Raw genomic sequence first — 11,299 nt, forward strand, 5'->3', positions numbered from 1 at the left:
ACGCTCTCTCTGCTGACCATCTTGGAGCCAGTTACGAACTCCACTTACAAAGTATTCACTGCTACAGATGAGCGATCGGTATATTAAAGTACGTATTCCTATGCTATGTTTTGTATGGACACTCGAATAAAGAAAGGAATATCTATCATCCGAAATGAGGGGATAATAGAATTCATATATCAAGTGATAAGGCATATTTTGTCAAAACACAATATCAAAACTAGACCCTCGAAAACATATTTCCACTACATATTTGACAAAGATATTGAGCGGTATAGTCATTGCGAACGAGCTGCCGACATAGCAGCATCCGATTTTAAAAATATAGATAATTTTAACTGTGACATATATTATGGTGTTGATAATGACGAAAGAAGATTAAGAGAGGGCATGAAGAAGATCAAGGAAGATTCCCAAACAGCGTTCATTGATGGAGAACTAACTCAAAAAAAATTATCTCAGCACTGCACATATAATAAACCGATGTACATAGCCATAAATGGAGATATGAGGAATCAAATTTTCCCAGATTCATCATTGGACCTTATTGCATCAACGCATACTCTACATCATATTCCGCCATCAGATCATGAAGCAGTTGTTAGAAATTTTTGTCAGTGGTTACGGCCAAATGGCACACTATTGTTGCAAATATCGAATAAAGAGTGGTATAATAGTGATATTCAGAATATTCTTGACGAGAATTTTTCCCATTTAGAATCTAAACTATATAAAACCCCTTTCTCAGCGGTATATGAAAGAATTATTTATAGTTTTTTTGGAGGTCAAGCAAATACAAGATTAGGTAAATTACTATATTTATTCTTTTCATTATTTTTACTTCCTATAGAAAAAAGTAGTTTGACAGGAGGACAATATATTTATGTCAGATGTAAGGGTCGTCGTTCATAAATTCCATTCAGAATATTACGAGAATTATAGAAGATACTGAGGTTCCATAACAAACTTAGAGTTCAAAGCCTACTCTACGATAAACGGCTTGATTCAGGTTTAACAGTGATCAAAGGAAGGCTTAATTAATTCAATATACCTACAAAACCCCATATGTTTAAACCATATCTCTTTTCAATAATAATTCCCCCGAATTATGAAATATAAGCAATAGTTTGCCGTTGTATATAGAACATTCAAGCGAAGGAATTAATAATCACCTAGGTTACATCTTTTCGTAATCAAACTCTGTTGCGACCGGCTCTACGATCGACCAAAGGCGATCTCGTTCCTCTAAAGAGAGGTTCTTCGTAGACCTTTGATTATGGTTGGTCATGTCTCTTGGTAAGTTTTCTGCCCTGAAGCCAGGATCTAACCCGACAAATTCACAGACTCCGTTGAAAGCGTTCACGGAGTTCTCACACAGGGCTTCGTATGTAACTGTGTAGAATCGCTCATCGTGATGATCCAGCAGAAATTCATTAATTTTCTTCCACGAGAGGGCGAACTGAGATAGACCATCTTTATGTATATCTTCTCGCCAACCGGGAGGCTTTACGAACCGCCCGTATGGATGGGAAACTCGATCATCTTGTTTCGAACGTCTCATCATCGAGTCAACTGGTCCGATCGGATGCCGGACCATATGGATGAAGTAAGCATCCGGGAATAGCTCTCGTATGTATTCGATACGGAGGGTGTTTCGTGGGTGCTTATTTACGAACCGAGCTTTTCCCCGTAGTTTCGTGTAAGTGAGAAACGTATTGCGAATCCGATCGCGGTCCTGCTCTGTGACATCGGAGCTTGTAAAAACATGATCCGCAGTCGGATCTGAATAATTCGGATCCCAGATTCTCCCCGCCTCCGACCATTCAGCAACGTCTGGGTGGGATGCCAAGTTACGGGTGAAGATGCTGGTACCGGATCTGGGGCATCCGACTATAAAAATAGGTTCGGTAAGAGATTCACCTTTTAACCAAATCCCGAGATGTGGACCACAATGCATAGAAAAGAATCGGAGGACCCGCAGCTTCCGCCAATGGAAAAATCGGCGAATACCGTCAAAAATAGACTCCAGACCGCCATCTTGATAGAGTTCAATGAGCCGTCCAACGGATGAAGACATAGATGAAACTCGGAGAGAATTTGAATGAATCTGTCGATACGTATTCTGCTCCGTAGTCCTTATATACGCTTGCCGAATCAATTCAGAGGAGAGATGGGCAGTACTTTCGAGCAGGTCTGGGAAACCTATCAGCGTGAAGGGATTAGATACCTAGCGAAGGAGCTATATCTCACAAGTCGGTGCAAATCGATTGCTGCAGCGGAAAGATATAATAGAAGGTACAATCACTGGCGGTCTGGAACGGATTTCAATACGAACGGTATCAGTATTTTCGACGAGGATTGGGATAATTTGATCATTCTTGATGCGTGTCGGTACGACCGATTCGCAAAACTCCATGATTTTGATGGCAATTTGGAATCACGGATCTCACGTGGAAGCAAAACGTGGGAGTTCATTCGGGCGAATTTCCGGAACGAGAAACGATACGATACGGTATATTTGACAGACAACCCTTGGTATAGCAAGCTCGCAGACGAACTAAAGTCAGAGCTGTACCACTACGAACTTATGGAGCAAGACAGCTTTGATGGTACCGTTACTCATCCTAAAACCGCTACAAATGCCGCGATCGAGTACACCACCCGATTTGATGACAAGCGTTGCATTATTCACTATTATCAGCCTCACGAACCGTACTTTACAGAAGACGGAGCTGAACTCCATCGAATGGAAGCAACCTGTCCTGCAAGACTCCGACATCGAGGATATACAAGAGAAGATATCGTGGGCGCATACGAGAGTACGCTCTCATTAGTTCTCGAAGAGCTCCCTCGTCTATTGGACCATATTAAAGGAAAGACCGTGATAACGGCTGATCATGGGGAATTACTCGGAGACAGAATGAAACCGATCCCCCTAAAGACATACGAACATCCCGAAGGCGTCTACGTCGATGAACTCGTTTGCGTTCCGTGGTTTATCGTTGACTATGATGATCGTAAAGAGATTGTTGAGTCTGAAGAACCAGCTGAGATATTTACTCCTGATGAAAGTGAAATCGAAGAACAGCTGCAGGATTTAGGATATTTATGAAGGAAGAGGTCGGTTATCGGGCGCGGAAACGAGTTATTCAGCAACTAACTTCTCGAAGGAGATCAGACCAATTTACTCGTTTACAGTCGGCTGACTGGGATATACTGATCATATTAGATGCCTGTCGTACAGATATTCTTCAACAGGCCGCTGGATGGCCCGTAGATTCAGCAATCTCTCCAGCAAGTTGTACACCACAGTGGCTGCAAGCAGTTTCCTCAGACAGTCTCTTCGAAGGTACTCATATCATCTCCGGAAATCCTCAATATGAGAAAGTTGATGCCAACATCAGCTATGAAACGCTTGAGCCATTCTGGAAGAACCACTGGGATAGCACACTCCAGACAGTCCCTCCTGAACCGATCCTTGATAGAGTCGACGACATAGTGGAAGAATCCTCTCACAGTATTGTTGCCCATCTCCAGCAGCCCCACTGGCCATACATCGCAAAACTAGGTAATGAATGGATGCTTGCGTACGACGATCTCGGGCCCTGGACTCTTGATAGCGAAGAGATCACCTCTGTGCAGGTCGCCATGCAACGAGGGGTGATCGATATCGCGAAGGCGAAACAGGCGTATGATGCATCTATCCGTAGTGTATGGCATACGCTGACAGAATACCTCCCAGATTGGATTAACTCAGAATATAGAGTGATCGTAACTGCAGACCACGGAGAAATGTTCGGTCTGCTCCGGGAGTTCGGCTTCTACGAGCATCCGTGTAGCTGTCACTTGGCACCCCTAATAAACGTCCCGTGGATCGAATTGACGCCGAGAGAAGAAACTCAGACGGCGGATAAGGTCGAGGACAGGTTACGTGCGCTCGGATATGCCGAATAGCTCATCGACCTACGACTTCACGTACTTCTTTAGTACGGAGTGAATTTCCTGAGCGCGGTCTTCGTAACTGTACTGCATATCGTTCTCTCCTGTCTGTAGAGATTTCCATTCGACAGCTGCAGTCTCCAAAACGGTTCTTAAATCCGTGTGGTTGCTTGGATCGTACGTGAGTATTCGTGATTCCTCATCAGCGACTTCTGCAATAGATGGTACGTCAGTCGCGACCACGACTAAGTCACTTACCAGATACTCAAACAATTTCAGGGGAGAGGTATATTTACTGGCACGAATGTCCGTCGGTTGCTGTGCTACGAGACCGATGTCTGCTGCTTTGAGATACTTGAACACCTCTCGCTGAGGAAGATGTCCGAGAAAATGAGCTATATTGTCAAGGTCAACTGATCTAGAATATTGTTCAAGTCCCTCAATTTGGGTGGATTCTCCTCCGAGAACGTATAATCGAATCCTGTCCGTAGCTATCGATCCGAATGCCTCGATAACACTTTTCAGATCGTACTTATCCGGATCGAGACTACCTGCGTAGACGAATACCGTAGCGTCATCATCAATGCCGAGATCACGACGGAGATCTTCTTTCGTTGCTGATGGGATGTACTCGACATTTGCGGCATCTCGAACAACCGCATCTACAGGTATCCCGAGTTTCTCAAGATCGGATCGGATACCGTTGGATATCGTTATGACGCCGTCTACCTGTTTGAATCGTCGACGTTCTTCGTCCTGACCCATTCCGTCAACAACGGTATGACATTTGTGCGCTTCGAATACAACTGGAGGATAAGCGGAGCTTGGAATTAGAGTCAAAAACTTTAGAAAAGATATATCTCGAGTATAGATCACATCGTGAGATCTCCCCGCCCATATTGCCTCGAAATAGTACAGGATCTGCTCAATTGAGGATATCTCTCTAAGGGTTGTTGTCTGATGAACGTTGAAAGATATCGTCAGATCATGTTTAGCTGCGTATTCTCTGAGCCCTCCAGCCGTGAAAACCGTAACCTCATGTCCTGTTTTAATTAATGCGTTACAGGTATGGATGATCTGATTGTTGTGTGCACTCTTTGTATCGTGATTCGTATGATATATATATGATATTTTCATCTTCAGTAAACAGTATTATTACGCCGTGATTTTCATGTACTAATTTAAGTGTCGACGAGTGAGCGGGAGTCCGATATTGCTTGCTGAGTAGCCCTGCAAGATATTTTTGTCTATCTTGATAGCGGTACTTATTTAACCCAATCAGCGTATGAGTATCGAAATGTTTGTCCCACTTCCTCTCAGAAAGAACGGTGATGATCCAGCCACACGGGAATGACTTAGTCGATCGGATTATCAGTCCAGATCGAAGCGAAGAGATTCGATCAACTTTTGATGACCTCGAAACGATCACGCTTGATCGCAACCTTCTCTTCGATTTCGTAAATATCGCGAACGGAGTGTACAGCCCTCTCAAAGGGTTCATGGGGCGTAATGATTTTCTAAAGGTCGTCACCGACCTGACGCTAGAGAGTGGGGTTGCATGGCCACTCCCTGTAGTTCTCGACGTAGATACAAAAATAGCGGACGAAATTGAACCCGGGGAGCGAATCGGTATTCGTCGTCCGGATGGAACGCCAATCGGCATCGTAGATGTCGATAGTATCTACCGATACAACGAGGAAGAAGCTTGTAGCCAACTTTTCGGAACGACTGATAGCGATCATCCCGGAGTGCGTGCACTTCGGTCAAAAAACCCGTTCTTCGTTGGAGGACCGATCAAAGCGTTTCACGATTCGCTTCCCCGAAACGGAAACCACGATATTACACCGAAGGAAGCTCGTGTTCTCTTTAAAAAATACGACTGGGACACTGTAGTCGGGTTCCAAACCCGAAACGTCCCTCACCGTGCACACGAGTACCTACAAAAATCTGCCCTTGAACATGTGGATGGGTTACTCATCCAGCCGAAGATCGGAGAGAAGAAACCAGGCGATTACACGAATGACGCTATTCTACAGGGGTACGAATCGCTGATCGAGAATTACTATCCCAGCGGATCTGTTGTCCTGTCGATGTTCAAATCGCGGATGTGGTATGCTGGGCCGCGCGAGGCCGTCTTCGATTCGATCGTCCGGAAGAATTTCGGTTGTACTCATTTCATTGTCGGCCGAGATCACGCTGGAGTCGGCAACTACTACGGGGATTTTGAAGCCCAACGCCTGTTTGACGCGATAGGGGATGTGGGAATAGAACCGCTGTACTACAATTACGCATTTTATTGCAGGAGATGCGACGGTATCGTTTCTGAAAAGATCTGTCCGCACGACAGCGACCAGCACATGGAACCGAGCGGAACGAAGCTTCGAGGAATGCTTTCGGAGGACGAAGTACCGCCCTCGGAGTTGATGCGGTCGGAGGTCGCCGAAACAATATTGACGCTGGATGAGGTATTTGTGGAGGAATAACGATGTTTACTCTTTGGTTCATGGGACGTCCGTCGGCTGGGAAATCTACGCTTGCCAGTCGTGTTGAAGACCGTCTCGTTGAGTTAGGCTATCCTATTGAAAACCTCGATGGGGACGAAATTAGAAAACATCTTCATCCCGACCTCGGCTTCTCTAGGGAAGATCGTCGCATCAACAACCGCCGAACCGCCTACATCGCCAAACTTCTGAACCGAAACGATATCCCAGTCATCGTCGGAATGATTACCCCATTCAGAGACTCTCAGGAACAAGCGCGAGACATTATCGAAGACGAGGGTGATTTCGTTCTTGTATACGTGAAATGCTCTGTCGAGACTGCTGAGGAACGTGATCCGAAGAGACTTTACGAGCAAGCTCGCGAGGGGAAAATCGAGAGATTTACTGGCATCAACCATCCCTTTCAGGAGCCATTGAATCCTGAGATTGTGGTAGATACAGAAGAACAATCCGTTGAGGACGGCGTCAATCACGTCCTCGCTCAGCTTGAAGATCGAGGACTCCTTGACGAGCGCCTCGATAACGAGTATAACTTCTCTATCACGCGTAAAGAGGAGCAGGAAGTCATTGATCGTCTCGGTGATCTCGGATACCTAGACCGTTAGCTATTTCCATAATACTAATTGTTCGTTAGATCCCAGAACAATAAAATACGGCCTCTACTTGTCAACATTCAGGATGGCGGATATGCAGGTGTGCTACGTCGTCAATAGCGTCGGGGAGACATCCGTTCCGGCGACGATTGCTAGCGCACTCGAAAGCAATACTAACGTAGCTGTTGACGTACTCGCTTGGTTTTCAGCCGATCAATTCGAAGGAGACGATCAACTGAAGATTTACTGTGTGAACGCACCGGACATCACCTTTGGGATCGATCGAGAAACGTATCGTACCGTCCGAAATATTCTCAAACCGTATGATCTCGTCCAAGCCCACCATCCCCATTCCGGCTCTTTCGCAAAGGTCATCGCCTATCGCCTCGGAATACCTTCTGTTTCCCGCGAGGGCAATACACGAAACGGATTCACCCGGAAGGGTCGAATCGCGAACGGACTTACGAATCCGCTTTCGGAGTACGTTGTCTGTAACTCCCAAGCAGTCTATAACTCCTTTACCCGATGGGAGAAAGCATTACTCTCGGAAGAGCAGATACGGATCATTCCGAATGGCGTAGACTTGAATAGGGTCCAACAGGCACGCGATCTCGAATGGAGCGTCCGAGCAGAATACGGGATTGACTCATCCACGATCCTCGTCGGCAACGCTGCGATGTTCACCGAACAGAAGGCACACGATGTTTTGATTCGTGCACTCGCGATAGCAAACGAGCGATCGAACCAACGATACGAACTAGTACTGGCTGGAGATGGACCGCTACAAACTGATATAGAAGAGCTTGCCCAATCCAAAGGAATCGAAGATCAGATACATCTCCTTGGCCTTCTCGATCGAGATCATGTCTACCGAATGATGGACGAACTTGATATCTTTGTGATGCCGTCTCGGTGGGAAGGGTTCGCTAATGCTGCCGTCGAAGCACTTGGAGTTGGCAACGCATGTGTGTTCTCCGATATCGAACCGTTTACAATACCTTACAAGGATGTCGCGCTCTTCCATCCGGTCAATAACCTGGATGTGCTCGCGGAGCGGATTATCGAATTCGGAGAGAACTCAACGCTACGCAATAAGTTCCGTCAACGTGGAATGGAACTAGTTGAAATCAAGTATTCGCTTCCGTCAATCGCCCGGCAATACAGCGAGCTGTATCACGAAGTCCTCGCGTCTCAGTCTGCATAAAAACTTATCGATTAGTTTATTAGTCGTGATTTTTCGTGGACCTGTTCATATTCTACCAGTTGAATTGCTTTTTCCAGTACGATAGCGCCCATGCATGTCCCCCACTCAACGAGTGACAAAATGAGGAAAGGATAGGAAACCCCGTCTAGTCCGATCCTAATCAAACAGAATAATTTGATCCAAAGAGTATAATACGCAACCCTCAATTACGCATACTATGACTGGTTCCCTCACGTTAAGTACGGAGATCGAACTCGGATGGGGGACACATGATAGAGGGGAATATAGCTACTTTTCGAACCGGGGAACCAAAGAGTCCGAAACACTTGACGAACTTCTTCATCTTTGTAATAAGCATGATATTCCAATAACATTTGATATCGTTGGACATTTATTACACGATTCCTGCAGTGGGGAGCACGAGGGATCCTATCCTCAGGGATGGTGGAACGAAGATCCCGGGACCGATGCGGCAATCGATCCGTTATTTTATGCCCCCGAACTCGCACGCCGTATCAGTAATACGGAAACTGAACACGAGATTGGAACGCACACATATTCACATATTCTCTGTGAGAATGTGTCGGCTGATACTGTTCGGCACGAAATCGAACGGTCTCGTGAGGTTCATCGAGAATTCGGGCTAAATTCTCCCAAATCGATCGTCTTCCCCCGTCATCAAACCCCGTCGTATGAAGTATTCTCTGACCTTGGTATTGAGGTCGTCCGACGGCCGATAGAGGACTATTATATCCCAGAAAATCTGGCACGTAAGTTTGTCTGGGGAGTAAAGAGAACGCATCCAACGACTGAGTTACGGAAAAGAGATGGTATCGTTGAAACCCTCTGTACACCCAACCCATCGCTGAGTAGTGGTTTCCTTCAAACTGGGCAAACTGAGTTACATCCGCTGTTGAAAGCGATCCCACTGACTATCAGACAGCGGATTTTACGCCAGTATATCAAATCGGCTGTTGATCGGGCAGTAAACCAGAATGGACACGTTCACTTGTGGACTCATCTATTCAACATTGCTAACGACGAACAACTCCCACCGATTAAGTCCGGTCTCAAATATCTAGCAAAGCGCCGAAACGACGGAGATGTAACCATCCACCGAATGTGTGATCTCCCTCAATTGGTGAACAATGACTGAGGAACCGATCCGTGTTGCTGTCCTACTCAATTCAGAATCTGTAAACGAATGGCAACGACGTGTGCTAGTCTCGCTGTTCGAAAGCGAGGAGATAGACGCAAACCTTGTCACAGTAATAATCAATTCAGCTGATACAGGTGATTCCACGATCAGGACGCATCTCTCGGAGCTCTCGCTATGGAAAGTGCTCCGTCTTTTCCACCTCCTGAAGTATCAGTTCACGGGTCAACCTTGGTATAAAAAACGAACGGTCCTATCCGATATCGACTTTTTCGATGATCTCGATAAGATTTACACCCAACCACAACCGACAGACGGGCTCGGAAACGAACTCTCTTCTGAGGCGGTCGAATGTCTCGACAAGACAGATATTGCCGTCCGTTTCGGTTTTGGCATCGTCGTTGGCGATGCACTCACGGCCCCAACGTATGGAATACTCAGTTACCACCATGGGGACCTTCGTCGCTATCGAGGACGTCCTGCAGGCTTTCACGAGTTTGTCCGTGGTGAACCGACTGCCGGTGTGACCGTTCAAAAGCTGAATGAATCTCTGGATGGAGGAGATATCGCTGCCTTTAGAGAAATCGATATTCACGATGCTACCTCTTGGCCGGCGGTACTCTCACGACTCTATGAAGCGTCGCCTGATTTGTTACCGATCGCAGTAACCAACTGCGTAACAGGTAACATGCAAACGGATCCAGATACAGGTGCCCTGTATACGATTCCTTCGACGCGAGAGACGCTCATGTATCTCCGGGAAAAAATGAAGCGATATTCCGACCGGTGAAATAACGCGTCTATCGGCGGGCAGTTACATATATCCGAGGTCTTCGAGCTGCTCGGCGACTTGGCCATCCATCTCAGTAGTTTCTTGCGTATTCCAACGGGATCCTGCGCTATGATCGCCGTCGGTGAGTTCGGTTTCGATCGCTTCTCGAACGTCTGTCACGTCGGAGACTCCCGTAATAAGTTCGGGATCTGTGCTCGCGATCATCGCTTCATCGGTATGGAGCCCGTCCTGAAGTCCGTGGTCGCTGATCAGTACTAGTACATCGTCTTTAGTGATATCGCTGAGCAATTCACTGACAAACTGATCTGTCTCTTCATAGGCCCGTCGTTGGAGTTCGGGACGATTATGCGAAACATGTCCGATCAGATCGAGACCGCTGGTATAGCCGAACACGAGTTCGCTCTGTCGGCTTCTGACGGCGCGTCTCACGCGTGCAGTCCGAATCATTACCATCTCAATACACTGTTCATAGAATTCTTCGGCGTTCTCCGAAGTGTGGCGTCCGCCGCCTTCTGGATCACGCTTGAATAACTCTCCCATCTGGCGTCGAAGTTGATGTTCCCTATCTTCCGACTCTGGATCAATGACGTAATTCGGTACTCCGATCACTGCGGCTTCAATTCCGTCAAAGACCGTTGAGATTCTGTTTTTTTGGTAATACGTCGCTGGTACACGAAACGCGTCCTCGGATGTCTTGTCGAGTAACCATGCTCCAAGCTTCGTTTGGATCGATTCTGGAAGTAGATAATTACTTAGTTCGCTTCCAACTTGGAGGGCCCGACTCTCCCAGGCAACACCATCATCAAGCACTAAACCGTGTTCAGGTGGTCTAAGCCCTGTGAAAATCGTTGGCCAAAGTTCGTGAGTACTCGGGGCACCTGTGGAACTAACAATCGTCTCAATCTTCTTTGAGTCCGATAGAGTGAGATGAGGATGGCTCTCGCGTTCTGTAATCTCTGGATCGAGAGCGTCTATCCCGAAGACGACGACAGTCATGCTGTCTCGTAGTTAGCCGGACGGGTAATAGATTACGCTCAGTGTAGCTTCAGATTTGTACTCACTAGCTTAAGCTCTCTGAGCGCGTATCTACAGCAATGGGACGAAAACAGCACG

General features: G+C 46.7%; 11 protein-coding genes. 8 read left to right on the forward strand and 3 right to left on the reverse strand.

Annotated elements, in window-relative coordinates; genetic code table 11:
• The first annotated feature begins 114 nt into the window (after positions 1-114).
• Positions 115-912, forward strand: a complete 798-nt coding sequence (locus tag KM295_RS16145; protein ID WP_256031271.1) for a class I SAM-dependent methyltransferase — start codon at positions 115-117, stop codon at positions 910-912.
• A gap of 265 nt (positions 913-1,177) precedes the next feature.
• Here the strand turns inward: KM295_RS16145 and KM295_RS16150 are convergent, their stop codons facing one another.
• Positions 1,178-2,077: a sulfotransferase family protein gene (locus KM295_RS16150; protein ID WP_256031272.1), complete on the reverse strand. Its 900-nt coding sequence runs from the start codon at positions 2,075-2,077 to the stop codon at positions 1,178-1,180.
• A gap of 93 nt (positions 2,078-2,170) precedes the next feature.
• On the opposite strand from KM295_RS16150, the gene KM295_RS16155 reads away from it, so the two are divergent.
• Both KM295_RS16155 and KM295_RS16160 read left to right on the forward strand, forming a co-directional pair.
• Positions 2,171-3,112 carry an alkaline phosphatase family protein gene (locus tag KM295_RS16155; protein WP_256031274.1) on the forward strand — a complete coding sequence of 314 codons (942 nt, stop codon included), beginning with the start codon at positions 2,171-2,173 and terminating at the stop codon, positions 3,110-3,112.
• Entirely contained in the window at positions 3,109-3,954 is an 846-nt protein-coding gene (locus tag KM295_RS16160) for an alkaline phosphatase family protein (protein WP_256031276.1), read from the forward strand. The genes KM295_RS16155 and KM295_RS16160 overlap by 4 nt, the downstream gene beginning before the upstream one ends.
• Before the next feature lie 9 nt (positions 3,955-3,963).
• Here KM295_RS16160 and KM295_RS16165 read toward each other — a convergent pair whose 3' ends face one another.
• Positions 3,964-5,076 carry a glycosyltransferase gene (locus tag KM295_RS16165; protein WP_256031278.1) on the reverse strand — a complete coding sequence of 371 codons (1,113 nt, stop codon included), beginning with the start codon at positions 5,074-5,076 and terminating at the stop codon, positions 3,964-3,966.
• 194 nt (positions 5,077-5,270) lie between these two features.
• Here KM295_RS16165 and sat point away from each other — a divergent pair, with 194 nt between their 5' ends.
• The 5 genes from sat to KM295_RS16190 all read left to right on the forward strand — a co-directional run bounded on the left by sat (position 5,271) and on the right by KM295_RS16190 (position 10,183).
• Positions 5,271-6,422 carry a sulfate adenylyltransferase gene (gene sat / locus KM295_RS16170; RefSeq protein ID WP_256031280.1) on the forward strand — a complete coding sequence of 384 codons (1,152 nt, stop codon included), beginning with the start codon at positions 5,271-5,273 and terminating at the stop codon, positions 6,420-6,422.
• 2 nt (positions 6,423-6,424) lie between these two features.
• Positions 6,425-7,045 (forward strand): adenylyl-sulfate kinase, encoded by a 621-nt coding sequence (gene cysC / locus KM295_RS16175; protein WP_256031283.1) that lies wholly within the window; start codon positions 6,425-6,427, stop codon positions 7,043-7,045.
• A gap of 73 nt (positions 7,046-7,118) precedes the next feature.
• On the forward strand, positions 7,119-8,237 hold the full coding sequence (locus tag KM295_RS16180; RefSeq protein ID WP_256031284.1) for a glycosyltransferase family 4 protein: 1,119 nt from the start codon (positions 7,119-7,121) through the stop codon (positions 8,235-8,237).
• 217 nt (positions 8,238-8,454) lie between these two features.
• Positions 8,455-9,393 carry a polysaccharide deacetylase family protein gene (locus tag KM295_RS16185; protein WP_256031287.1) on the forward strand — a complete coding sequence of 313 codons (939 nt, stop codon included), beginning with the start codon at positions 8,455-8,457 and terminating at the stop codon, positions 9,391-9,393.
• Entirely contained in the window at positions 9,386-10,183 is a 798-nt protein-coding gene (locus KM295_RS16190) for a formyltransferase family protein (RefSeq protein ID WP_256031288.1), read from the forward strand. The genes KM295_RS16185 and KM295_RS16190 overlap by 8 nt, the downstream gene beginning before the upstream one ends.
• Positions 10,184-10,207: 24 nt before the next feature.
• Here KM295_RS16190 and KM295_RS16195 read toward each other — a convergent pair whose 3' ends face one another.
• Positions 10,208-11,182: an alkaline phosphatase family protein gene (locus KM295_RS16195; RefSeq protein ID WP_256031289.1), complete on the reverse strand. Its 975-nt coding sequence runs from the start codon at positions 11,180-11,182 to the stop codon at positions 10,208-10,210.
• Between the last annotated feature and the right edge of the window lie 117 nt (positions 11,183-11,299).

The sequence above is a fragment of the Natronomonas aquatica genome (genome assembly GCF_024449025.1).
GTDB classification, from domain to species: domain Archaea; phylum Halobacteriota; class Halobacteria; order Halobacteriales; family Haloarculaceae; genus Natronomonas; species Natronomonas aquatica.